Here is a 23650-nt window from a genome sequence, read left to right on the forward strand (position 1 = left end):
GTGTGCTGCGTGGCCCCGATCGCCACCTCGGCGGGCGCGTATGTGGCTCTGGCCACCGGAGCCAGAGACGATGGCGGTGGGATCGCGGTGGGCGGCCGTGTCGCCGACATTCCGCCACGGATGCTGGCCGCCTACCAGAGGGCGGCCCGGCAGGTCGGCAGGCATGTGCCGACCTGCCGGGGGATGCGCTGGCCGGTCCTGGCCGGGATCGCCAAGGTCGAGTCGAACCACGCCATCGGCCGCAGTGTCGCCGGCAACGGCGACATCCGGCCCAGAATCTACGGGGTCCTCCTCAACGGCTCCGGTGCGGGCGGGAACACCACCCTCTTCCCGGACACGGACGGCGGCCGCTGGGACGGTTCTGCCAGCGGCGAGCGCGCGGTCGGCCCCTTCCAGTTCCTGCCCTCCATCTGGGACGGCGTCGGCAAGGACGCAGGCGGCGACGGTCGCGCGGACCCGCACAATGCCGACGACGCCGCCCTCGGTGCCGCGGTCTACCTGTGCGGCAACGGACGTGACCTGGCCAGGGAGTCGCAGCTGAGGGCAGCGATCTTCCAGTACAACCGGTCCACCGCGTACGTCGCCAACGTCCGCGGCTGGATCGACCAGTACACCGCCGCCGCCAAAACCCCGGACCTGGACAACGTCACCGGGGACGTCCGGACCGTCATCGAGGCGGCGCTCGCCCAGCGGGGTGTCCCGTACTCGTGGGGCGGCGGCACCGCGAAGGGTCCCAGCACCGGCATCTGCTGCTCCCCCAGCGGCAAGAGCGGTGCACGTATCAGGGGTTTCGACTGCTCGGGGCTGACTACCTATGCCTACGCGAAGGCCGGGATCCGCCTGCCCCGTACTGCGGCAGCCCAGGCCGGTGTCGGACAGCGGATCCCCGCCGGCGCGGGAACGCGTGCGCTCAAGCCCGGTGACCTCGTCTTCTACGCCTACGCCCCGGGCCGGGACTCCACGATCTACCACGTCGGGATCTACGTCGGCTCAGGACAGATGATCAACGCCGCCCGCCCCGGAACGGTCGTCCGCCTGGACCCGGTCGACGCGATGTCCGGCTACGCGGGAGGAGCCCGCCTGCTATGACCACACCCGCTGTAGGTTCCGAAAAGAGATGACGGTGTCCAAGTGATCTGTCGTCAATGTGTCGGTCGACACTCTCTTTTCGACCCGCCCCTCGTGCTGCGCCGTCGTTACGTCCAGAGTCTGAGGTCCAGCCTCGGGACGACGGCGCACCTACTACATGCTCACCACCGCGGGACGTCGAGCCGCGGAACACGAGCTCCAGCAACGCGCACCGCAGCTCACATCGCTCCCGGCCGCATCGGCAGAGCGCGATATCGGTCGAACGCCTCGCGAGCATCCGGAACGAACTCCCGATGCCGGACCAAGTCGGCCAGTTCGGACTCAGTCAGCCAGTCATGGCAAGCGACCTCCGAAGGGTCGGGCTGGATCGGCTCCGTGACGACGACCTCATGCAGACCAAGCCAATACGGACTGATCACGCCCTCACACAAGAACTTGAACAGGAAACGAGGCTGGGCATGAACACCCAGTTCTTCCACCAACTCCCGCGCAGCAGCGTCCTCATACGACTCAGCCACGTCCACCGCGCCTCCGAGCATCCAGTTGATCTGTCCCGGGAAAACGAGTGTCATCGTCCGGACGGCGGTGGACAAAGAACCGCCCCGCACGGTCGCGGCACACGATCGTCGCGATGCGATGCAGCCACCGGTGACGAATCGCATCCCCCCCCTGTCCACAACAGCCAGCACCTCGTCACGCTCGTCAACCCGCTCAACAAGTTCACCCATGATCCAGCCCTACCGGCTCGCAGCCGCGCCGACACGAGCCAGCACCACGTCGGCCAACTCCTGCGGGGTCAGCTCGCCGTCCAGAAACACGGTGTCGCTGGGCAGGGTGTCGGCAGCAGCCATGCACGGCGCAATCTTGTCCTTGCACCAGCCCCGAACCTTCTCGTCCTGCTCAGGGTTGTCCGGGGTGAAGCTCCGACCTTCGATCCTCTGCTCCAGAACCTCTCGGGAGACCTTGAGGAAGAAGTGGTGGACGTCGATGCCCGCATCCGTCAACACGCCGAAGATCTCACCGACATAGCCGGGGTTGACCAAGGTCATGGGGACCAGAACCGGACGTCGGTACTCCTCAACCAACCCCACCGCCAGGTCGGCGACCTGTCGCCGCCACAGTCGAAGGTCCTGGAAGTCACCGGTCGGCACCTCCACGATCTCCCGCAGCACATAGCCGACCATCTCCGGGTCATAGATCAGGGCCTCGGGCCATCGCGGACGCAGCTCGTCGACCAGCGTGCTCTTCCCGCTGCCGAACGCACCATTCACCCAGACGATCAACGCGATCCTCCCCACCCCGGTTGCCAGGCCAGCGCATCGAGCCCGGCACGTCGGATCAGCATCCCCCGCGAATTGGATGAAGGCGAACACCGTTGCAGATCATGCCCGAAAGATCGCCAAGTGGGACCGGAACCCGCTGCCGAACTGGGACACCGCACGTTGTCGAAGCCACCCCACGAGCCCTGCGGGCTCGGGCAGATCCGCCCGAGCCCGCATCCAGCCCGAAGAATCCGACACCCCGGCTGGACAAACGCACCGACAAACCGTCGAGACAACCACGCAAGGCCGCAGGTCATCGCAGCGTCGGTCGACAAACCAGATCGGAACCTACACCCGCACTCCGCTCCCCGCGTCTGCTGCTGACCGCCACCCTCATCCTCACTGTGACGGGGGCGGCCATGCTGACGTGGCCGGACCAGTCCGGTCCTCGGGAAGCCGCCGTCCCGGCACGCCAGGCCGCCACGTTCCCGAAGGGGCACCCGTCACCCTCTTCCTCGAGCGCGCAGCCTGCCGCCCAGAGCACACCCAGGAATGCCGCGGCCTCGTCGCCGTCGCGACCGGCGCCTTCGCTGTCGGCGTCCGTGTCGGCGCTTCCGCCGCACGGCGAGGGGACGGCGGGTGACCGGGCCATCCAGCAAACCCTGGACACCGCCTGGCCCGCCGACCTCGACGCCGTCGACGAGCGACGGCTGCTCGCGGCCGGGCGCGCGCTGCTGCGCGCCGACGCGACCGGTGTCGGCCGCGACCGCTGGCCCGCCTACTTCGGCACCGCCGGGCAAGGAGTTGCGCCGCCGGCGTTCGCCACTGCTCGCTTCCGTATCCAGGCCGCCGTAGCCCGTCGGGACGGCGCGCCCGACCGGGCGGTGGTGCATCTGGTGTGGGCGGGCACCGACCGCGGCGGCACCCACACCGACGGCCGCATCACCGACCTGCACTTCACCCGCACCACCCCGACCAAGGAAGGGGAGCCCGCGTGGATCCCGCAGCCCCGCACCTGACCCTCGCCACACCAGCCGGCGACGGCATCGGCTTGCTGTCCGGCCTGGCGGCCACGGCAGGCTGGCTGCTCTCCCACTGGTATCTCCTCGGCCTCCTTGTCGCCGGGTGCTGGGGCCTGGCCGAGTGGATCGTGCGGCGCCTGGCACGCAAGGCCTCCGCCGAACGGATGGCGCTGGAACTCGTGCCCGCACGGCACTTCGACCCGGGCCTGGAAGAGATCTTCAGACGCGGGGTGCAGCTCGCCAGGGCGTCCACGTCCATGCCGTGGTGGGCGCCGCGCCGTACGAAGGCCGTGCAGATCCGGCTCCGTGCCGACGGCTCCAGCCCGCTGCGCTACCGCATCGAAGGACCCGCCGGTGGTGAACGGCTGCTGTCCATCACGCCGTTCGGGCCGGCCGTCACCGTGAAGCGAGGCCGACCGGTCGCCGACAAGCCACGTAAACATGTCGTGCGGGCCGAGTTCATCCTGCGCGGGAAGCCCACGGCCCCGCTGCGCGACGTCCCCCTCGATCCGGATCCGCTGCAGCCCCTGGTCGATGCCGTTTCCGACCTGCGGGCCGGACTCGGGGACCTGGCCGAACTGCGGCTCGACATCCAGCGCGCCCCGAAATGGACGCTGCGGGCCAGGCGCATGCAGCTGATGTCGGACGCCCGCCGCCGGGAGCGGCGCGAGGCGCAGCGGGCAGCACGGTGGCTGCGCCAGGACGCCGGCGGGGTGGAGGACTCACTGGGCTGGCAGCTGCAGCAGCTGATCGGCAGCAAGCCGGCCGGGGCTGGGGGTGGTCGGCGGCTGGTGATGCCGCCGGTGCCGCGCCGGGTGGAACCCGCGGAAGCGCTGGGGAAACTCGCCGATGACGATCATCTGGTGCGCGTGCAACTGCTGGTGATGTGCGCCTCCGACACCGAGGGGCGGGCCGAAGCACGACTCGCTCAGCTCCAGGCCGCCCTGGACGTGTTCGGGTCCGGTTCGCGGTGGGCGATGCGCGGCTGGCACCTGGGACCGTGGCGCCTGGGAGCGGACCGCTGGCCCAGCCGGCGCGGCTTCGAACGCCGCTGGGAGCTGGGGCACTGCCAGCCGCCCCGCCCGAACTGGGTACGCCTGGAAGAACTGACCGGACTGCTCAAACCGCCCACCGTGCACTGCCGGCTGCCGCTGCTCGCCGGTGACCTGCCGACCTTCGAGTTCGGCAACCCGGAGCTGCTGCTGCAGGGCATTCACCAGGGCCCGGACGGCCGCCGTCGCCTGGTCGCCACCTACGCCAGAGAGACGTTGTTCGAGGTGGGGGTGGGCAAGGCGGGCGGCGGCAAGACCGAGCGGGCCCTCGCGCAGGCGATCGGCTGGGCTCATGCCGGGGGCGGGCTGATGTTCGTCGACCCGCACCGTGACTCCTGGCCCCGCGCGCTGCCCTTCCTCGCCCACGACACGCTGAAGGACCGCACAGCTCTGATCGACCTGGGCGCACACGGGCCAGCCCCGCAGGTCAGCTCGTGGAACCCGCTCGACATGCGCCAGGGCCAAATCGCGCACGAGGTCGTCGAGGCTACCGCGGACGCTTTCGCGTCTGTCCTCGGCTGGGACGACGCCACCGCGCCCCGCGCGCTGACCATCCTCACCGCCGCCCTCGCCGTCCTGGTCGCGGCCAACCGTGCTGCCTGCCAGGCGGGACGGCCCGAGGACCAGACCACCCTCTTCCAGGTGCGGCTTCTGCTCACCGACCCCGCCTTCCGCACCACGGCACTGGCAGGAGTGGAAGGACGGCTGGACGACGAAACCCGCGCCTGGTGGCAGACCGTCTTCCCCACTCTTCCCGTCGACGCGTTCGCCGTCGTGCTCAACCCGCTCACCCGCCTGGCCGCCAACCCGGTCACCCGCGCCTTCCTCGGCCAGGCGGCCGGCGTCTACAACATCCGCGCCGCCATGGACTCGAAGATGATCGTGTGGGTGTGCCCCGGCGGCAACGGACCCACCGACCGGCTCATCACCGCACTGTTGGCCCGGGACCTGCTGCGCGCCGTCCGTTCCCGCCGGGACGTGCCCGAAGCGAGGCGGGTACCGTTCCGCGCCTACTTCGACGAGCTGATCACCCTCACCGGAGCCGCTCCCGAAACGATCGCGAGCATGTTCGAGGACTTCCGCAAGTACCGGGTCCACGTCCACGGCATGACCCAGCTCCTCGCCCGCCTCCCTGGCCCGGTACGGCTCTCGCTGGTCCAGAACGCCTCCACCCTCGCCTCCACCGCCGGCTCCCAGTCCGCCATCGCACCCGTCACCGCCGAATGGGGCGATGAGCCCGGGCCCGACGTCGTCGCCGCCCTGGACCGGTTCGACCACTACATGTCACTGACGGTCAAGGGCCGCCGCGTCGGCCCGGTCAACATCACGGGGCCGCACCTCGACGACGTCTTCGCCGCCTACGCCCGCCCCCACAACGCCGCGGCGTTCGAGCGCGACGCCCGCTCCACGGCCGGCACCGCACCCCTGGACGAACTCACCACCCGCGCCCGCGGCCAGATCGGCCGCGTCAACGCCTTCCTCGCCCAGCTCACCCCCACCACCCCACCAGACAGCCAGGAGAAGACCTACAAGTGACCACCACCGTCCATGCCGCGCCCGCCTTTCCTGCTCATGTCCCCAGCCCTGTCGAACCGCTCCCGAACCAGATCCTGACCGCACTGGGGCAGCACCGGATGGCCACCACCGGTCAGCTCCAGGCCCTGCTGCGCCCCCACGTCAGACGCCAGACCGTCAACACCCCGCTCAATGAGCTGCGACGCCAGGGCCTGGTCGACTGCACGGTGCTGCCCCGCTCCCGCGGGATGCGCGCCTGGTACCTGACCAGTGCCGGGGCCCGGATGGTGAAGGACTTCCCCGCCCTGCGGGGCAGGCCGGCCTACCCGATCACCTCCACCACCGCCGCCTCGCTGAAAACCCCCCACACGCTCACCGTGCTGCGTACCCACCTGGCATTCGTGGCCGACGCCCGCGAGCGCGACGACGAACACGGCTTTCTGGACTGGACACCCGAGGTGTCCCACTCCCTCGGCGACGGAGAGAAGGTCATCGCGGACGCGCTGCTGCACTACACCCTCACCGGCCCGGGGCAGCGGACCAAACTGAGGGCCTTCGTCGAGGTCGACCGCACCACCATGAGCAGTGAACGCCTCGCCTCGAAACTGATCGACTACGCCCGCCTGTGGTCGTATGAACCACAGCCGGTGGGACGGAACCGCTCCCGCCAGCCGGCCCTTTCCGGGCCTGCCTGGCTGCGCTGGTACCCCGTCTTCCCCCGCCTCCTGTTCGTCCTCACCGGCGGCTCCCGGCACGTCCTGGACAACCGGATCAGCGACCTGCAGGCCATGACAGCCCAACACCCCCTCGTCACCGCCATGGCCCGCACCGTGCCATTGGGCGCCGCGGTTCTGGAGGAACTCGAGATGCAGGGGCCGACCGGCGAAGTCTGGACACCGTTGAACCACGGGCAGCCTCGGTCATGGACCGAGCTGTGATGCAATGCCGCCCTGAAGTTGCCGGTGCGTCCCGCAAAGGACTCCGCAAAGCTACACGAAAACAAATCGACAACCTATTTCACAAGTGACCGAATAGCACCCCCAACCTTCGAGTGAACTCACGTTTCAGACTTGGGAGTTGGCTGGCATATGCGTAACCTAGCGATCACGCAAACGCATCACCGCAGCTTGACCGAGCTGTGGGGCTGGCCTGCCGCCGGAGGTAGCGGCGCAGGCTGTGCCGCATGGCGCCGACGGGGAGGCATCGTGAAAGACCGTGCGCACGCTTCTATTCTTCTTCGCTCTCGCAAGCCCGCTACCGTCTTGCTCTGCCTGTGCGCGGCTCTCACCCTGACTGCATGCGGCTCGTCTGGTCACAGTGAGGACCGGGCGGAGAAAGCCCCCACGCCTACACGCCCACCGGAGACGACCGCTACCGCCGATCCACATGCTGCTGTGAAGAAGGAGGCGATCTCTACCTACCAGGCTTACTGGCAGGAGATGGAGAAGCTCTACGCTGACCCCACCGGCGAGAACGCTCATCTTGACCGGTATGCGGCGTCGGAGGCATTGAAGGGTGCCGAGACAGATGCCAAGAGCACCCATGATCGCGGCCTCGTCATTACCGGCAAGGTCACCTTGAGTGAAGCGAACGTCGCCAAGGTTGACGTTTCGGGCCAGGTTCCGAACGCGACTGTTTCCGCTTGCCTGGACATCTCGCGCTGGGTAACCGCCAGCGCCAAGTCTCGGGAGCCTGTATCGCTCCCGGAGAACCGACTCACCTCCTACAAGATCGTCAGCGTTGTCGAAAAGTACCCCGAAGGCTGGCGCGTCACCCGAGACGAACCGCAGGGAAAGGCGTGCTAAGGCGTTGGTACACCGTCGTGGCAACGACGCTGCTCGCGTCAGCCGTCATCTCCATCAACAGCTTCGCGGACGAAGAGCCCCGCGGCAGTGGTGGCGTGCACTGCTCCAAGTACACCTGCCAGGCAGAAGTGGACGTTCCCGGGCGGTCCGGCAACGGTCAGGCGGGGGGCAACAGCGGCACCGGTGTCCCTGGAAAGAGCGACTCATCCGGCGGTGGCAACTCCACGGACAAGAGGGTCTGCAAGTACAAACTGGCGGACCCTCAGCCCCCGGCCGGCAGCCTCGACTGGGAAGGCCACCAACCGGGCGACGGCGCCGTGTACCAGCAGACTTGTGGCTGGGAAGACCTCGACGGGAACCTCATTACCCGGATGGTGTGGCTCGCCGAGCCGCCCAAGCAGGAGACGATCGACCCTGCTGTTCTGGCACAGCGCGTGGTCGACTCGATGATGCTGCTCGGGCCGGACATCGCCAGCCCCCGCGCGACGGGCAGGTACACGGTCGGTGTCCAGGTGTGGATGTGGGTGAACCAGAGCGCCACGACCTACGGGCCCAACACGGCGTCCGCATCAGCAGGTGGCGTGACCGTCACGGCCACCGCGAAGGTCTCGAAGATTGTCTGGCAGATGGGTGACGGTTCCACCGTGACGTGCGCCGGTCCGGGCACGCCGTACAAGGGTTCCTCCGCCATGGTCCAGTCACCGACCTGCGGGCACCGCTACTCCGCGACGTCGGCTGGTGCGCCGGGCGGCAGGTACTCCGTGATGGCGACGTCGACCTGGGCGATCGACTGGCAGGGCGGCGGCCAGAGCGGGCAGCTCGAAGAGATCCGTCAGTCCGATATGCAGGTATCCGTGGGCGAGTTGCAGGTCGTCAGGTAGAAGCCGCCGGAAGGACAGAACGTTGAGCAAGACCAAGGAACGCATCGCGGCGCCCACCGCGCACCCCCTCCCCCATCAGGCGCAGGCGGCCGGTCCCGTGACGCCTCCGCGGGTGTCCGCCCGCAGACGTCGGCCCGGCGTAATCGCCCTGTCGCTGGCGCTGATCGCGGCCGGGGGCGCGGGCGTCGCCGTCCTCCTCCTCCAGGTCGGGGACCGCACCGATGTGGTGACGGTGGTGCGTGACGTGCAGGTCGGCCAGGTCCTCACCGAGCAGGATCTCGGGAAGGCCTCGGTCGCGCTGGACCCGGCGGTGAAGGCCGTGCGCGCGGACGATGTGGACTCGGTGGTGGGCAAGCGGGCAGCGGTTGAGCTGAAGCCCGGGGCGCTGCTGAGCCCGTCTCAGGTCACGAGAGATTCTCTGGTGAAGGCCGGTGAGCAGTTGGTGCCGGTCGGGCTCAAGCCCGAGCAGGTTCCGGCTACCGCGCTGGTGCCGGGGCAGAGGGTCAAGCTGGTGCATGTACCCGTCCAGGGAGCGGCCGAAGCGGGCGCCGAGGCGGACCTGGAATCCGGCGCGGTCGGTCCGCAGAGCATCGCCGGCCGGGTGGTGAAGGCGTCGAAGGCGGCTCCTGGGACCGGAGTGGTGGTCGTCGACGTGGCCACGACCGCAGATGACGGTCCGACCGTCGCCGCGTGGGTTTCGGCCGACGCGCTGCGCCTGGTCCTCGATGCTCCGGAGAACAGCTGATGGCCGTGATCGCGCTGGCCGGGTGCAGCGGCGCTCCCGGGGTGACCACCAGTGCTCTCGCTCTGCTGCTGTCCTGGCCGTTGGAGCCGGGCCGGCGGATGATCCTTGCGGAGTGCGACCCGGACGGGGGCGCGGTGCTGCATGGTCTGCTGCAGGGCACGCTCGGGGACCGGTACGGGTTGCGGAATCTGTCGGTGGCGGCCCGCAAGGGGGAGTTCGGTGAGGCGTTCTGGCGGCAGCTGATCGACCTGAGCAGCGAGGACGGCAAGCCGGAGTCGCCGCGCGACCGGCTGCTGCTGCCCGGGATCACCGATCCCGCCCAGGCGGCGAGCCTCAGTTCGGTCTGGAAGGGTCTCGCCACGATGTTCCGCGGCATCGACGCCGACCACGGGCACGACGTCCTGGTCGACCTCGGCCGCCGCGGGGCGGTCGGCCCGTCCGGTGTCCTCGCCGAGCAGGCCGACCTCGTCCTGGTCGTGGTGCGCAACACGCTGCGCTGCCTGCAGGCCGCCCAGAGTCGGGTGAACGCCCTGTCAGAGCGTGTCGGTGATGTCGGCCTGATCGTGATCGATGAGGGACCGTACCCGGCGGGTGAGGTGCAGCGGGTGCTGCAGGTTCCCGTCGTGGCGACTCTGCCGTTCGCGCCGAAGGAGGCCCGGGTGCTGTCCGACGGGGCCGACCAGCCCCGCCACTTCACCAAATCCGCGCTGATGAAGGCTGCCCGCACCACGGGCGCCCTGCTGGCGCAGCGGGCGGCCGCCCGCCGTGCCCGACTGGGCCCGCCCGGCGCGCCGGTGAGGGGCGCGGAGGTGTCCCATGCGCGGTAGGCCCCTGCACACCGATCCGACCGTGATGCCGCCGCCCGGCCGGCCTGCCAAGCCCTCAAGCCGGCAGGCGGCGCGCACTGCGGCCGGGTCTGCCGCAGGCACGGGGGTGCTCGGGGCCGGGCCTCAGGTCACGGTGGACTACAAGGTCGCCCGGCACATCGCCTCGCAGGTTGCCAAGCAGCGCGAGGAGCTCTTGAAGACGGCGCCCGGGATGGACCGGGCCAGTGAGGAGCAGCGCTGCCTGGACTGGATCACCGAGGCGGTTGCGGTGTGGTCGGATGCCGCGGCGATGAGTCCGCAGGAGGACGAGGGCCTGCGGCGGGCCGTGTATGACCTGCTGTACCGGGCGGGGCGGCTGCAGCCGTATCTGGACGATGAGCGGGTCGAGGACATCATCATTCAGGGCCCGGGCGAGGTGTGGCTGGATTACGGCGACGGGGAGCGCCGCATGGTCGGGCCCATCGCGGACTCCGAAGAAGAACTTCTCGAACTGCTGCGGGAACTGGCGCGGGGGTCTGGGCACCAGGAGCGGACCATCTCCACCGCCAACCCGACGCTGGCGCTGTCGTTGCAGGACGGGTCCCGTCTGCAGGCCATCACGGGGCTGGGGCCGATGACGTATGCGGTCATCCGCCGGCACCGCGTCTCCCACGCCGACCTGGACGGCCTCGTGGACTTGGGCACGATCGACCCCGTCCTGCGCGAGTTTTTGGGTGCGTGTGTGCGTGCGGAGAAGAACATCATGATCGCGGGGAAGCAGAAGGCCGGGAAGACGACGCTGCTGCGGGCGATGCTCAAGGAGTTCGCCCCGGAGACGCGGTTCGCGACCATCCAGACCGAGGACGAGCTGTTCGCCCACGCAGGCGGCTACCACCGCCAGGTCGTCTCCCTGATCGGCCGGGAGTCCAACGGGGAGAAAGACGCCTCGGGGCGCAGTGCCGGTGAGGTGACGCTGCTGGATCTGATGCATCCGGCGCTGCGGATGTCGCTGGAGCGGATCGTGGTCGGTGAGGTCCGCGGCCCGGAGGTCGTGGCGATGATGCAGGCGCTGACCAACGGGGCCGGCGGGAACCTGTGCACGATCCACGCCCGGCGCCCGGACATCATTTTCGACCGGATCGCGGAACTGTACGCGCTGGCGCAGGGCAATCTGTCCGAGCAGCTTGCCTACCGGCAGACCGCCAATGGGCTGGACTTCATCGTGTATGTCGACATGACGGACGAGACGCAGATCGGCGGGCGCCGCCACCGCTACGTTTCCCACGTCCTGGAGCTGACCGGCATCGGGGAGTCCGGCCGTCCGGCCACCAACGAGGTCTTCTCCCCCGGCCTGGAGTTCGGCGAGCTGCGGGCGGTGCCGCGGATGGACCCGGGCTGCATCGACGATCTGCGCCGGGTCGGATTCGACTCCAGCCTGCTGCAACAGCCCTACGGGGCCTGGCCGGAGCCGCTGCCCCTGAAGGTCGGAGGCGTCCAGTGATCCTGCTGTGGGGGCTGCTGAGCGGGATGACCGTCGTCGGGGGGCTGGTCGGTGTCGTCGCCGGGATCGTGGGAACGGCGGTGCCGCGCCGGGCGCCGTGGTGGCAGCGGATGCTGGCCCGGCGCGGCCGCGCGGATCGGACGGAAGACGTCCGGATGCGTCGGCGGGCCCTGTTCGTCGCCGCGACCATCGTGTTCGCCGCGGTGTGGCTGGGCTCGGGGAACTTCGTCGCGGGCATCCTGCTGGGGGCTGCGGTCATCGGTGTGCCGTGGCTGGTCACCCCTGGGCAGATCGCGGCGGAACGCATCGGCCAGCTCGAGGCGCTCAGCGAGTGGACGCAGCGGTTGGCCGGTCTGCTGCGTCTGGGTATGGGCCTGGAGCAGGCGATGATCGCCAGTCGTCAGGGCGCGCCGGACGAACTCGCGGCCCAGATCGTGAATCTGTCCGACCGGCTGCGGCTGGGCTGGCGTCCCGAGGACGCCCTGCGCGCTTTCGGGGACGAGCTCGGCGACGTCACCGGCGACAAGGTGGTGGCCGCGCTGATCCTGTCGGCGGGCGACCGGGGGCCGGGCCTGGCCCAGGCACTGGAGGACCTGGCAGGCAGCGTCCGCGACGAGGTCGCCAAGAAGCGGAGCATCGAGGCGGACCGTGCCAAACCGCGGACCACGGTGCGGTGGATGACCCTCATCACTGTGGGCATCGTCGTGGCCGGGTTCTTCGTCCCCTCCTACACCGCCCCGTACTCCACGCTCCTGGGCCAGCTGGTCCTCGCGTTCCTCACGGCCGGGTTCGTCGCCACGCTGGCGCTGATGCGGCAGCTCGGCGCTTTCCGCCGCATCCCACGGTTCCTGGTCACCGATGCGGCCAGCACCGTACGGCTACCCGCCCCGACCACCACCGATCTCGATGCACCAGCCGTTGAACGCGCGCACGAAGGAGTGAGCACGTGAACCTTCTGCCCATCGTGCTGAGTGGCGGAACGGTCGGCGCAGGTGCTGCTCTGCTGGTGCGGGAGATGCTGCGCCCGCAGCCCGCTCTGGCGCCGGCCCTGCAGCGCACGGCCCCCGGCAGCCTGCCCGTGGCCGCCGAGCGGGACCTGGACCGGGACGAGGTGTGGGGGCGGTGGCTGCTGGCCCGCCTCGAGCGCCTGCCCGGCGTGCGCGTGCCCGCAACCAACCTGGCCCTGCTCGGCCAGGGCCCCGGCCAGTTCATGCTGAAGAAGACCGCGCTCGCTGCCCTCGGGCTGCTGTGCCCCGTGCTGGTCACCATCCCGTGGATCGTGGCGGGCATCTCGCTGCCCTTCTACGTGCCGGCCGTCGCCGGACTCGCCGTCGCCGGCCTGCTGTTCCTCATCCCTGACCTGGCCGTGCGCGACCAGGCCAGGCGGGCGCGGGAGGAGTTCGCCCACGCCCTGGTCGCCTACCTGGACCTGGTCGCGCTCAAGCGGGCCGCGGACGCCGGCCCCACCGAAGCCCTGGAGAAGGCCGCCGCCGTCGGCCGAGGATGGCCGTTCCTGTATCTGCAGGGTGCGCTGCGCCGGGCCCGGCTGGAGAAGATCCCGCCCTATCAAGCACTGAGCGAGCTGGCCGCCCAGTATGAATTGCCCGCTCTGGATGACGTCGCCGACATCATGCGCGGCTCCGCCACCGACGGCGCCGCCGTCTACAAGGCACTGCGGGCACGGACCGCCGCGCTCAGCGCCGAACTGCTCGCCGGCCAGGCCGCGGAGGCGAACGCCGCCAGCGAGAAGATGACCGCTCCCGGCGCCCTGCTGGCGGTGCTGGTCATGCTCCTGATGGCCTTCCCCGCGGTGATCCGCATGCTCACCGTCTGAACCCGGGCCGGCCGTGACGGCACGCCCCCGGAACCACCTTGCTGACCGACAAGGAGAATCTCGTGACGTACACCGCCGCCCGCGTCTGCCGTGCCGTGCTTGCTGTGTCCACGCGGCTGGAAGAACGCCTCGCCGAGTTGCAGCGGCGCCCGGACCGTGGGGACATCAGCATCACCACCGTCATCATCTGGGTCGCCGCGGTCACCGGCGCCCTGGTGATCGCCGGGACGATCGCTGCGGTCATCGCCAAGTACAACGGAAACCTGAGCGGCATCTGATGCCGGCCAGCGGCCGCCTGCAGGACTGGTGGCAAGGGCGCAGACGGTCTGACGACCGCGGGGACGCGTCGATCCAGATGGCCATCGTCTACCCGTTCGTGCTGCTCGCCGCGATCGCCGTCATCCAGGCCTCCATGTGGTACTACGCCCGGCAGATCGCGCTGACCGCTGCCCGGGAAGGCGTCACCGCCGCCCGCGCCTACCAGGCCGGGCCCGCCGACGGCACCGCCCGCGCCCGCCAGGTCCTGGGCCGAACGGCCGGGGACAGCCTGCGCTCGCTCAGCGTGAGCGCGCGCAGCGACGGTGAACGCGTCCGTGTGCAGGTCAGCGGCACCACTCAGTCCATGATCCCGGGGATTGAGGGGCTGGCCATCACGCAGTCCGCTTCCGGGCCGGTTGAGAGGTGGGTGCCCGGTCCATGAGATCGGTGTCAACAAGGCTGGGTCGCCTGCTGCGACGTCCGGGCGGAACACGAGGTGGTGATGAGGGCAGTGTCGCCATCGAGGCGGCCATCGTCGTCCCGCCGCTGATCATGTTCGTGTGCCTGGCGCTCGCGGGCGGCCGCCTCGTCACCTCCGGGGCGAAGATCGATGCCGCCGCGGAGGACGCCGCCCGGGAGGCGTCCATCCACCGCACCGCCGCCTCCGCCCACACCGCAGCCCAGGCAGCGGCCGCCGAATCCCTGGACGACCAGGGCATCACCTGCGCCTCCAGCAGCGTCGCCATCGACACCAGCGGCCTGAGCGTGCCGGCAGGACAGGTCGGCACCGTCACGGTGACGGTGAACTGCACCGTGAACCTGTCCGACCTGCTGCTCCCGGGGGTGCCGGGGTCCAAGAGCCTCACCTCCACGGCCACGTCGGTGGTCGATGCCTTCCGGAGCCGGACCTCATGACCATGGCCCGGGTGAGGGCACGTGCGCACCGGTGGGACGACCGCGGAGGCGTGACCGTGTTCGTGGCCGTCTGTGTCGTCGCGCTGATCGGCATCATCGGCGTGGCCGTCGACGGGGGCGGCAAGATGCGGGCCACCGAGCGCGCCGACCACGTGGCCGGGGAAGCAGCCCGGGCCGGCGGACAGGCCATCGACCCGGCCGCGGCCATCCGCGGCGAGAGCATCGTGGTCAAGCCGCAGGATGCCGTCGCCGCGGCGCAGGCCTACCTCCACTCGGTCGGTGCCACCGGCACGGTGAGCGTGGCCGCGGACGGCACGACGCTCACCGTGCACACCACCGCCACCTACGCCACGAAGTTCCTGCCGGTGGTCGGGATCGGTTCCATGCCGGTCACCGGCCAAGGCTCCGCCACGCTCCTGCACGGCGTCACCGCACCCGAGTAGAGGAAGATCCCTGATGCGCCACGCCCACGCCTCCGCCACAACAGCAGGCCGTTCGGCAGGAGTGATCACGGCCGTCGTGAGCCTGTTCGTCCTCGCCGGCGCTCTGATCGGACTGCCGCTGCTGCTCGCCTGGGCGAGCCCGGTCATCTGGGCTGCCACCCGCGACGACCTGGCGCATCTGCTGGACCGGCAGGACACCGGCGCCGCTTTCCTGGCGCTGCTACTCGTCGTCGGCTGGACGGGCTGGGCCCAGTTCACGTTCTGCTCCGTGCGGGAGCTGGCCGCGCAACTGCGCGGGCGTACCTGGCGGGTACCGCGCGGGTTCGGTCCCTCGCAACGGGCCGCGGCCGCGCTCGTCGGCAGCATCCTGGTGCTGCTGCCCGCCAGTTCCGCTCTCGCCTCCACCGCGCAAGCGGCGACCGCTGCAACCGCGGCCCGATTGCCTGGGCAGGCCAACGAACCGTTGGCCAGCGCGCAGGTGCAGCCGGACTCCGGGACGGGCTCGGCGGCACCGGTGCATACCGTCAGAGCGGGAGAGAGCCTGTGGAGCATCGCTGAAGAGGAACTCGGGGACGGCGAGAGGTGGCGCCAGATCGCCGCCCTGAACGAGGGCCACACCATGGCCGACGGCCAGGTCTTCCAGTCGAACAACTTCCTGCAAGCCGGCTGGCAGCTGCAAATGCCAACCGACCACACCATCGCGGACGGTGACCGCACCCAGCTGACCGCCACAACGGCCGCCGACGACAAGACGAGCAGCGTGCAGGTGGTCACCGTCGATGAGGGCGACAGCCTGTCGCGCATCGCAGAGGAGGAACTCGGGGACAGCAACGAGTGGCCCACCGTATTCGCCGCCAGCCGCGGCACACCACAACCGGACGGTCTGCCCGCCGTCACCGACCCGGACGTCATCTACCCGGGACAGCAGATCACCGTGCCCAACCAGCACGCCCAGACGCCTCCTGCGCCCGGCGAGTCCGACCGACAGGAGACCACTCCCCCACCTGCTCAGACACCGGACAGCGCACAGACGCCGGACAAACCAGCTCCGGACACTGCTCAGGCACCCGTGCCAGACCAGGCCCCGCCCCCTACGAGCCCGCCGCCTCCCGCCACGCCGGGCAGCCCGTCTGCTGCACAGCCAAGCCCAGAACACTCTCCCTCCGCCACAACGCCCGCCACGCCGCAGCCCGCCACCAGCGCTCCTCCGACGTCACCGTCACCGTCCACACCGACCTCGCCGGCGCAGACGCCCGAGACCACAGCCACCCCCACCAACCCCCCCGCGTCCGCGCCGGCGTCGGCCCGGGCCGACGGGCCGCTGGACCTGCGCATCGTGTTCGGGTCCGGGGCGCTGCTGGCCGCTGCCGTCACCGGCGCGCTCGCCCTGCGCCGCACCCTGCAACGGCGCCGCCGCAAGCCCGGCGAGACCATCGCCATCGCAGACGAGACCTCCCCGGCCGAGGCACAGCTGGCGGCGGCCGCCGAACCCGGCGGCACCGCGCGCATGGACGTGGCCCTGCGGACCATGGCCCACCACGCAGCCCGGCAGGAGGACGGAGCCGGAGTGCCGGTAGTGCGGGCCGCGCGGATCGGGGCCCGCACCCTCCACCTGCTGCCCGACGACCTCTCCCCGCCGCTGGCGCCGTTCGACCTCGACAAGGACGGGTGGTGGGTTCTGGACTCGGACGCCGTGCTCCTGGACGAGGACACCGCCCGTGACATGCCGGCACCCTGCCCGGGCCTGGTCACCATCGGCAGCACCGAAAAGGGAGACCTGGTACTCCTCAACCTCGCCCGGATGCCCGCTCTGCTGCTGGACGGCAACCCCGTGCACATCACCGAGATGTGTACCTCGCTCGCGCTGGAACTCGCCATGAGCCCGTGGGCGGGCGACGTCGAGGTCGTCACCGTCGGGTTCGGCGAGGATCTGCCGCAGCTGCTGCCCACCGCGCGGATCGCCCACATGCGCCAGCCCGCGCACGCGCTGCGGGACCTGACCGAACGGCTCCTGGAAGCCCACCAGATGCCCGACACCCGGCACCAGCCCTATCTGCTGCTGTGCGCGTCGGTCCTCGATGCCGACACCGCCTGGGAGTTCGCCGACCTCATCGACAAGGCAGGCAACGTCCCGGTCACCGTGGTGGCCCCGGCCAGCACGGCCGCCCAGCACTTCCCCGACGCGTCGATCCTCAACGCCTCCCTCAGCACCCCACAACCCCTCGAGCCCGCCGGCCACGAGGTCACCGTCCAGCGCCTGGAACACGCCGCCTACCTCCAGATCACCACCGCACTCCACATGGCCGCACAGCCCGCCCACGAGGCCCAAGGCGCATGGACGGACGTCCCGGACGAGCCCACCCATAGGGAGCAGAGCGAGCAGGCGCAGCAACCGACCGGACCAGGGCCCGTTACAGCGGAGCCAGACGACGCGGTGGCGCAGGACGCAGAGGCAGATGGCGAAGTCTTCCCGGCCTTGCTCGCCGCCGCCACCGATCCAGCCACCCGGCGTCTCCTGCCTTCCTTCGCACCGCCGCCCCCCGCTCAAGGGGAAAGCTCTACCGGAACGGGCACTCCAACCACCCTTACCGCGCCGCGCTCGGACTCCGACGACGACAAGCCCGCCGCCGAACCGACGGCCAGTGCAGCAAGCACGACGGCGCAGGCGGGCTCGGCCGCAGGTACGGCCCAGGACCTGCACGCGCCGGAGATCCGGGTCCTAGGCCCCATCGAGGTGACCGGAGTCGCCAGTACCGGCCACGGCCCCCGGCTCGCGCAACTCGCCACGCTGCTGTACTTCCGGCCCGGACGCAGCGCCGACACCCTGTGTGCCGACATGGACCCCACCCACCCCTGGCACCTGAGCACCCTCAACGCCCGCATGCAGGGCCTGCGCCGCTCACTGGGCAACGACCCCGACGGCAACCCCTACGTACCCCGCCGCAAAACCGGCCAAGACCCCTACCGCCTCTCCCCCGCCGTGCGATGCGACTGGACCCACTTCCTCCAACTCGCCGAACACGCCCTGCCCTCCGGCCCCGCCGGCCTGCCCGACCTGGAGGAGGCGCTCTCCCTCGTACGCGGCAAACCATTCGGGGGCGCCCCCCTGCCATGGGCCGAGCCCTACCAGCAGGAGATGACCACCCGCATCATCGACATCGCACACACCGTCGCCACCTACCGAACCTCCCCCGGCCCCCACCAGAACCTCAACGCCGCCCGCCAAGCCGTCACCACCGGCCTCGACGCCGACCACACCGCCGAACTCCTCTACCGCGACTGGATGCGGCTCGAACACGCAGCCGGGAACCGGCACGGACTCCACACCGCGATCACCCGCATCCAACAAGTCAACCGCGAACTCGACTGCTCCCTGGAAACAGAAACCGAACAGCTCATCAAGGAACTCCTCAACGACGCCGACAGCAGTGCCCGCAAGACCCTGTGAGCGCCGCTCCGGCGACAGACGGAGCACCGCCGGCACTCGACGGGATCGCTGCCCCTGGCCCGGGTCCCGATCTCGTGTGACTGAACGCGATAGGTGGCCCCTGAGCATTCCGGTTGGCCCGACCGCATTTCGCCCTGAGAAGGATGCCTTCCGGGTTCTCCGCGCTTGGTGGTGCGTCGGGATGCGCCCCTGAGTGTCCGGCAGCCGACCGGCGGGGGCAGACGGGCAGGGCATGATCGAGTCTCTGGGGTTTCGATGGCGGGGATGTGGTGTGAGGGATTGGCCGACCGATCCGGCGTTCGAGATGTGCCGGGCGCTGGCGGACGGCGCGGATCTGGCCTCGTTCGCGGGAGGCGCGTTCGATGTGCGGGCGGTGGTGGCCGGCATCCAGTCCGGGGCCCACAGCGGGTTGCTTCTCGACGCCGTTCCGTGGGGGAACTTCGCTCACGGGAACGATGCCCGGAAGGCCGTTCACCTGCTGCACACCGGCGAGGGCCCCGCAAGCCACGCGACGGACGTGCTGGGGGGCCTGTGTGCCAACGACAGCCGGGCCGCCGTCGCCCTCGCCGTACCGTTCCTGACCTCCATCGCCACCGACGCCCGCCACCCACACCGTGCCGCCGCCCTCGGCGTACTCTCCATCCCAGCCCGCGCCCAGCACTTCGGCGTCGCCTCCCGCGATGAACTCCTGCTCCACCGCACCGATCCTCGGCGTCACGCCCCCGACGACTACGACGACTACGGCGTCGAGGTGACCGGCTACCCGGCAGGCTGGTCGGTGGCCGCCGCCCGCGCCGCGATCACCGCCGAAGCACCCGTGCTCCTGCCCCTTCTCAACGACTCCGACCCCACTATCCGCATCGACGCCGCCTACGCTCTGGCCACCGCCGCCGACCCCGACCACACGGTCCGAACCGCCCTCGCCACCAGGTTCGCCATGGAGCATGACGCCATAGTCCGTGCCGCCCTGCTCCTCGCCGCCGCGGAGATCACCGGGCCCACGCACATCCGCCGACCGTCTGGTGGCTCCGTGAGCGGTGGCGAGACTGGACAGAGGCCTCCGAAGTCCGCCTAGCTGCGGCAATCGGCTGGCTCTGCCTCACGGACGAACCCGCCCCCGAGGACCTTCACCAGGCCATCAACATTTTCGCCACAGACGAACGCGCGCATGCCATGGACGCCCTGCCGTGGATGAACGCCGCCGCCGGATCCGGTGAACCGGGACTCCGGCGCTGTATTCGCTGCATGCTCCACTCCGAAGAGCCCGAACCGTCGGACGACCCCTGGGCCTCCTCGCCTTGAGCGCCCGGCCTCGGCCCTGTTTGTGCATCGAAGTTGTCCACCGGGGCCGAGGCACGGTGCTCGGTCACATCTCGCGGGACCTACCAGCAGGGCCCACGGTCACAGGGAGTAGTCGCACCACAGAAGTTGGACCAGAACCCGCATTCGGGAAGATGCTCGCCCAGCTCCAGGGTGACCAGCTCCCGCAATGGATCAAGGCGGTCCGCGCTGACGACCTGCCCAGCCTCCACGCCTTCGTCAACGGCCTCGAACGCGATCTCGCAGCTGTCACCGCCGGCCTAACGCTGCCGTGGAGCTCCGGCATCGTCGAAGGCCACGTCAACCGGATCAAAACGATCAAGCGCCAGATGTACGGCCGGGCCGGCTTCGGTCTCTTGCGGAAACGAGTCCTGTTGGCATCCTGACGGGACAGTCACGAGCTCTGCTGGAGTCGCTCCGCAGCCTGAACGGGGGTGTCGTAGTAGCCAGGCCGTGCCAGCAGGACCGAGCTGAAGTAGTAGCCCTGTTCTTCCTCCGGCTCATCGTCGGCTGCGAACGGACGCCAGAAGCTCAGCAGCAAGTCCGGGGCGATGAATGAAGCATCGTCGTCAGGATCTTCCTCGATCGAGGTGAGCTCACCGACGCGCCGGACAACCTCGCGGGCCGGAGGCGCGAACACGTCCACACCCTGGAACAACACTCGGTCTTTCTGGGACGACGGTCTTCCCAGCTCGATGGCTTCGAGCATGTCGCGCGCGCAGTGGATGCTGATCATCAGCCCGCTGAGACGGAACACGTGCTGTCCCGACCGGTCGGACTCCGAGATCGCCGAAAGATCGCGGAGCGAGTCCAACGCGGTGTTGGCTGCGTGTCGAGTCATACCGATCCGCAACGGGCCAACGCCGTTTGGTGGGGCGAGGTCGAAGTCCATGCGGGCATGATCCCAAACAGGTCTGTCAGCGAGTGCCGAAGGGGCCATCCAGGCCCGGCAGGTTACAGAGTGTGAGGGCTCCACAGAAGTTGGACCAGAACCCGTTCTCATGGACAAAGCCACCTCCTCGATAAACGGCGTCACCAGAACGTCGAAGTAGTCGATCGGCAAGGCTGCCAGCATCCGCGCGCGCCGAATCACATCAACGGCAACGCCGCGCGCGTCATCGCTGCTCACTCCCACGCCGGTCAACAGGTCAAGCAGCACGCCACGACAGAACTCCCTGACGAATGTGCTGTCATGGACGTTGGTTGCGGTCGTCTCCGCCGCCGGCACCCCCTGAGCTCCGGCTCTTCCCTTCGGACACTCTACGAGGGCCGACTGACTGCCAGTCGGCCCTCCGGGGCCAGCTCGGGCGGCCTGGCCCCTGTGAAAGGAATTCCGCGGGTGCGGTACTCCGTGTCCTCGTCCGTCATGTCCCGGAGTTCAATGCGAAGCGGGAGGCTCGATGCATCCTGTCTCTGGGTAGTGTCCGTTGACAGCGACCCAGATGCGTGAACTGCTCACGGCACCAGAGACACAGGCGGAGTCGCCGATGTACAGACCGAAGACACTTCCGTCGGCCGGGACGGTTCCGGAAGTGCCCGTCGTACGGCTTCTGACTTCAACTCGCCAGGGGGCAGCGATGTCCTCAAGGACGGGCAGCAGTTGTTGAGGGGAGATCTGTCCACGCTGCTGTTGCGCCTTGAGGGCTACTTCGATCTCCTTGGCTTTGCCGGTAGCTACCTGCCCGTCTTCGCGTGCCATCCCCCCGGGCCGTCGAGCCGTACCATTGTCGCCGTAGTTGGGCGGTGAATCGGCCGACGGCGAGTGGGTCTCTGCGGCAGAAGGGGGAGCTGAGTTTGCCTTCTGGGTCCCGTTCATGTTCGAGAAGAGGTCGTCTCCGCAGCCTGTGAGAACGAGTGCGGCGATGGCGACGCCAACAGCGGCGGCAGTCTTAGGCGAGCGCATGGCTTCAGCGTCCCTGAGATCGTCGGCTCGCGCGTGAGTACGCGTACCTAAGGGGCGTCCCGTAAAACAGGGGCCCGGTGGGACGGCCGGCATCAGTTGGTACGGTTGTCCGTATTTAGGTGGCCTGGGCATTCAGCTGGCCTCAGATCTCATGGAGGCCGGGCGATGCAGTTCGTCTGCCGGAACTTTGGACTGTCGGACCTGCCCCGGCGCGGCCTCACTCCGCAGGAGGCGCTCCTGGAGGTGCTGCTCCTCGACATCGAGGCAGAGCTATCCATCTGGGAGCAGGGGCGGGAGGTGTGGTCCGAGGAGGCGTTCCCGGTGGCTGAGCTGGCGTACCACCTGGCGCTCTGGCTCCAGAGCCCGGCTGCCGGTCATGAGGACTTCGAGCTTCATTCGATGCACGCCGAGGAGGGGATGATCCGCATCGTCCACTCCGATGAGGGCTGGCGGGTCGGTTCCATCTTCACGCCGGACTTCTGGACCCCACCCGTCCCTTGGGACGTTCTCGTAGCAGAGATCAAGCGGTTCGACGGTGCCGTGCGCGAGGGCATCGCCGGGATGGGCATCGACCCGGCCTTCATCCCAGAGCCCTGAGACTGTTCCGACCCGGCCGACCAGTTGGAATGATCACTTGGCTGGTGTGATCACGGCGTCGCAGCCGTCCTGGATAGGCCCGTTCACCGGGCTGAGCCCGCGCTGTTTCCGCAAGCTCGTGACCGCGCTGCGCCGCGAGGGAGCGGACGCGGTCCGGCGGGGCCGACCGTGGAGCCTGTCGCTGGAGGACCGGATTCTGCTGGTCGCAGCGCACTGGCGGACCAACTTGACGCTGCGCCAGCTCGGTCCGCTGTTCGGGGTCTCGAAGTCCGCAGCCGACCGCATCATCGGCCGGGCCGGATGATGTGCGGCCGGGTCCCCTTCAGTACGAAGATCGTCGCCGGGTGGTCGCAGGTGATGACGCCCTCAAGGCCGCGGGGGCCCTGCTCGATGTGCCAGTCGATGAAGTCGGGCATAGTCCCGGGCGCCAGGCTCTTCGCAATGTCTGCCGTCCGCCTCGTGTGCCTTCGGAGACGCCGCTCCACAGGGCCACCGCGCAGCGGCAGGAAGCGGGCTAGTGACCTGAGTCAGAGATTCGTCGGCAGTAGGCGGCGACTTTGTCGAGGATCTCGTCGGCGGTCTTCGTCCAGACGAACGGTCTGGGATGTTCGTTCCAGTCGGTGAGCCAGGCCCGGATGTCGCGTTCGAGGGCTTGGACGGAGCGGTGGACGCCGCGCTTGAGCTTCTTCTGGGGCAGCTCGGCGAACCACCGCTCGACCAGGTTCAGCCAGGACGCACTGGTCATCTGATCCTGGACAACTATGCGACTCACAAGACGTCCGACATCAAACGGTGGCTACTGGCCCACCCGCGGTTCCGCCTGCGCTTCACACCGAAGCCGGACTCGCTGTTCGCCGACCGCGGGTACGACCACGACATCTACCGGGACCAGGTCCGTGCCCGCGGCATCGTGCCCGCGATCGCCCGTCGCGGCACCCTGAACGGCACCGGACTGGGCACCTACCGCTGGGTTGTGGAAAGAAGTTTTGCCTGGTTGCACGGCTTCCGTCGCCTGCGAATTCGCTGGGAGCGGCGAGCCGACATCCACGAAGCGTTGCTCAGACTTGCCTGCTGCCTCATCACCGATCGGCAGCTCAGGGCATTGCGCTGACACGGGAACCGCTGGGCACTCCATGGATGTCCGTGGCTCATGCCATGATCCGGCCTCATGAGTGACCGATCGCTTTCGCCTGCCTGGCTGGCCTCGTAGACAGAGAGGGTCAGCGGGACACTCACGGCCATGACAGGCGAGTT

21 protein-coding genes and 5 pseudogenes are annotated in these 23650 nt (G+C 69.4%); 21 read left to right on the forward strand and 5 right to left on the reverse strand.

Going from position 1 to position 23650, the window contains the following annotated elements; translation table 11 throughout:
• Positions 1-9 precede the first annotated feature (9 nt).
• The gene (locus tag ACGH52_RS00360) at positions 10-1089 is read left to right on the forward strand and encodes an NlpC/P60 family protein (RefSeq protein WP_399936625.1); all 1080 of its coding nucleotides are present in this window, start codon (positions 10-12) and stop codon (positions 1087-1089) included.
• Between the two features lie 218 nt (positions 1090-1307).
• Here ACGH52_RS00360 and ACGH52_RS00365 read toward each other — a convergent pair.
• Positions 1308-1817, reverse strand: a pseudogene (locus tag ACGH52_RS00365) (NUDIX hydrolase).
• A gap of 9 nt (positions 1818-1826) precedes the next feature.
• Positions 1827-2372: an AAA family ATPase gene (locus ACGH52_RS00370; protein WP_399936627.1), complete on the reverse strand. Its 546-nt coding sequence runs from the start codon at positions 2370-2372 to the stop codon at positions 1827-1829.
• 581 nt (positions 2373-2953) lie between these two features.
• On the opposite strand from ACGH52_RS00370, the gene ACGH52_RS00375 reads away from it, so the two are divergent.
• From ACGH52_RS00375 to ACGH52_RS00455, 17 genes and pseudogenes are all read left to right on the forward strand, one after another.
• Positions 2954-3370: a hypothetical protein gene (locus tag ACGH52_RS00375; RefSeq protein ID WP_399936629.1), complete on the forward strand. Its 417-nt coding sequence runs from the start codon at positions 2954-2956 to the stop codon at positions 3368-3370.
• Entirely contained in the window at positions 3346-5961 is a 2616-nt protein-coding gene (locus tag ACGH52_RS00380) for an ATP/GTP-binding protein (protein ID WP_399936631.1), read from the forward strand. Before ACGH52_RS00375 ends, ACGH52_RS00380 begins: the two co-directional genes overlap by 25 nt.
• Positions 5958-6878, forward strand: a complete 921-nt coding sequence (locus ACGH52_RS00385; RefSeq protein ID WP_399936633.1) for a replication-relaxation family protein — start codon at positions 5958-5960, stop codon at positions 6876-6878. Before ACGH52_RS00380 ends, ACGH52_RS00385 begins: the two co-directional genes overlap by 4 nt.
• Before the next feature lie 456 nt (positions 6879-7334).
• Positions 7335-7745: a secreted protein/lipoprotein gene (locus ACGH52_RS00390; RefSeq protein ID WP_399936635.1), complete on the forward strand. Its 411-nt coding sequence runs from the start codon at positions 7335-7337 to the stop codon at positions 7743-7745.
• Positions 7746-7762: 17 nt separating this feature from the next.
• Positions 7763-8626 (forward strand): ATP/GTP-binding protein, encoded by an 864-nt coding sequence (locus ACGH52_RS00395; protein WP_399936637.1) that lies wholly within the window; start codon positions 7763-7765, stop codon positions 8624-8626.
• A gap of 22 nt (positions 8627-8648) precedes the next feature.
• Positions 8649-9371, forward strand: coding sequence for an SAF domain-containing protein (locus ACGH52_RS00400; protein ID WP_399936639.1), 723 nt, complete (start codon positions 8649-8651; stop codon positions 9369-9371).
• On the forward strand, positions 9371-10198 hold the full coding sequence (locus tag ACGH52_RS00405; protein WP_399936641.1) for a hypothetical protein: 828 nt from the start codon (positions 9371-9373) through the stop codon (positions 10196-10198). Before ACGH52_RS00400 ends, ACGH52_RS00405 begins: the two co-directional genes overlap by 1 nt.
• Positions 10188-11678 (forward strand): CpaF family protein, encoded by a 1491-nt coding sequence (locus tag ACGH52_RS00410; protein WP_399936643.1) that lies wholly within the window; start codon positions 10188-10190, stop codon positions 11676-11678. The genes ACGH52_RS00405 and ACGH52_RS00410 overlap by 11 nt, the downstream gene beginning before the upstream one ends.
• Entirely contained in the window at positions 11675-12628 is a 954-nt protein-coding gene (locus tag ACGH52_RS00415; protein WP_399936645.1) for a type II secretion system F family protein, read from the forward strand. Before ACGH52_RS00410 ends, ACGH52_RS00415 begins: the two co-directional genes overlap by 4 nt.
• Entirely contained in the window at positions 12625-13512 is an 888-nt protein-coding gene (locus ACGH52_RS00420; RefSeq protein ID WP_399936647.1) for a type II secretion system F family protein, read from the forward strand. The genes ACGH52_RS00415 and ACGH52_RS00420 overlap by 4 nt, the downstream gene beginning before the upstream one ends.
• 62 nt (positions 13513-13574) lie before the next feature.
• Entirely contained in the window at positions 13575-13790 is a 216-nt protein-coding gene (locus ACGH52_RS00425; RefSeq protein WP_210976154.1) for a hypothetical protein, read from the forward strand.
• Positions 13790-14212 carry a TadE family protein gene (locus tag ACGH52_RS00430; protein ID WP_399936649.1) on the forward strand — a complete coding sequence of 141 codons (423 nt, stop codon included), beginning with the start codon at positions 13790-13792 and terminating at the stop codon, positions 14210-14212. Before ACGH52_RS00425 ends, ACGH52_RS00430 begins: the two co-directional genes overlap by 1 nt.
• Positions 14209-14685, forward strand: coding sequence for a TadE family protein (locus ACGH52_RS00435; protein WP_362770663.1), 477 nt, complete (start codon positions 14209-14211; stop codon positions 14683-14685). The genes ACGH52_RS00430 and ACGH52_RS00435 overlap by 4 nt, the downstream gene beginning before the upstream one ends.
• Positions 14686-14687: 2 nt before the next feature.
• Positions 14688-15128, forward strand: coding sequence for a pilus assembly protein TadG-related protein (locus ACGH52_RS00440; RefSeq protein WP_399946576.1), 441 nt, complete (start codon positions 14688-14690; stop codon positions 15126-15128).
• Between the two features lie 13 nt (positions 15129-15141).
• Positions 15142-18576 (forward strand): LysM peptidoglycan-binding domain-containing protein, encoded by a 3435-nt coding sequence (locus tag ACGH52_RS00445; RefSeq protein ID WP_399936652.1) that lies wholly within the window; start codon positions 15142-15144, stop codon positions 18574-18576.
• 271 nt (positions 18577-18847) lie between these two features.
• Positions 18848-19651: a hypothetical protein gene (locus ACGH52_RS00450; protein WP_399936654.1), complete on the forward strand. Its 804-nt coding sequence runs from the start codon at positions 18848-18850 to the stop codon at positions 19649-19651.
• A 397-nt stretch (positions 19652-20048) separates the two neighbouring features.
• A pseudogene (locus ACGH52_RS00455) lies at positions 20049-20282 on the forward strand (transposase); the annotation flags it as partial.
• 8 nt (positions 20283-20290) lie between these two features.
• Here ACGH52_RS00455 and ACGH52_RS00460 read toward each other — a convergent pair.
• Positions 20291-21055: a hypothetical protein gene (locus tag ACGH52_RS00460; RefSeq protein WP_399936656.1), complete on the reverse strand. Its 765-nt coding sequence runs from the start codon at positions 21053-21055 to the stop codon at positions 20291-20293.
• Positions 21056-21964: 909 nt separating this feature from the next.
• Between ACGH52_RS00460 and ACGH52_RS00465 the strand changes: the two genes are divergently transcribed.
• Both ACGH52_RS00465 and ACGH52_RS00470 read left to right on the forward strand, forming a co-directional pair.
• Positions 21965-22396 (forward strand): hypothetical protein, encoded by a 432-nt coding sequence (locus tag ACGH52_RS00465; RefSeq protein ID WP_399936658.1) that lies wholly within the window; start codon positions 21965-21967, stop codon positions 22394-22396.
• 37 nt (positions 22397-22433) lie between these two features.
• Positions 22434-22697, forward strand: a pseudogene (locus tag ACGH52_RS00470) (transposase family protein); the annotation flags it as partial.
• On the opposite strand, the gene ACGH52_RS00475 reads toward ACGH52_RS00470, so the two are convergent.
• Together ACGH52_RS00475 and ACGH52_RS00480 are read right to left on the reverse strand one after the other, a co-directional pair.
• Entirely contained in the window at positions 22681-22812 is a 132-nt protein-coding gene (locus ACGH52_RS00475; RefSeq protein WP_399936660.1) for a hypothetical protein, read from the reverse strand. The pseudogene ACGH52_RS00470 and the gene ACGH52_RS00475 sit on opposite strands and share 17 nt — an antisense overlap.
• Before the next feature lie 98 nt (positions 22813-22910).
• Positions 22911-23138 (reverse strand): annotated as a pseudogene (locus tag ACGH52_RS00480) (IS630 family transposase); the annotation flags it as partial.
• On the opposite strand from ACGH52_RS00480, the pseudogene ACGH52_RS00485 reads away from it, so the two are divergent.
• Positions 23139-23507 (forward strand): annotated as a pseudogene (locus ACGH52_RS00485) (transposase); the annotation flags it as partial.
• Positions 23508-23650: the final 143 nt, after the last annotated feature.

This window comes from Streptomyces sp. BBFR25, assembly GCF_044590125.1.
Lineage (GTDB): Bacteria > Actinomycetota > Actinomycetes > Streptomycetales > Streptomycetaceae > Streptomyces > Streptomyces canus_D.

Excerpts from the sequence above, each read along its gene's own strand:
- ACGH52_RS00475 (WP_399936660.1), bottom strand. The coding sequence starts at position 22,812 with ATGCCCGACTTCATCGACTGGCACATCGAGCAGGGCCCCCGCGGCCTT.
- ACGH52_RS00430 (WP_399936649.1), top strand. The coding sequence starts at position 13,790 with ATGCCGGCCAGCGGCCGCCTGCAGGACTGGTGGCAAGGGCGCAGACGG.
- ACGH52_RS00465 (WP_399936658.1), top strand. The coding sequence starts at position 21,965 with ATGCAGTTCGTCTGCCGGAACTTTGGACTGTCGGACCTGCCCCGGCGC.
- ACGH52_RS00440 (WP_399946576.1), top strand. The coding sequence starts at position 14,688 with ATGGCCCGGGTGAGGGCACGTGCGCACCGGTGGGACGACCGCGGAGGC.
- ACGH52_RS00445 (WP_399936652.1), top strand. The coding sequence starts at position 15,142 with ATGCGCCACGCCCACGCCTCCGCCACAACAGCAGGCCGTTCGGCAGGA.
- ACGH52_RS00435 (WP_362770663.1), top strand. The coding sequence starts at position 14,209 with ATGAGATCGGTGTCAACAAGGCTGGGTCGCCTGCTGCGACGTCCGGGC.
- ACGH52_RS00410 (WP_399936643.1), top strand. The coding sequence starts at position 10,188 with ATGCGCGGTAGGCCCCTGCACACCGATCCGACCGTGATGCCGCCGCCC.
- ACGH52_RS00405 (WP_399936641.1), top strand. The coding sequence starts at position 9,371 with ATGGCCGTGATCGCGCTGGCCGGGTGCAGCGGCGCTCCCGGGGTGACC.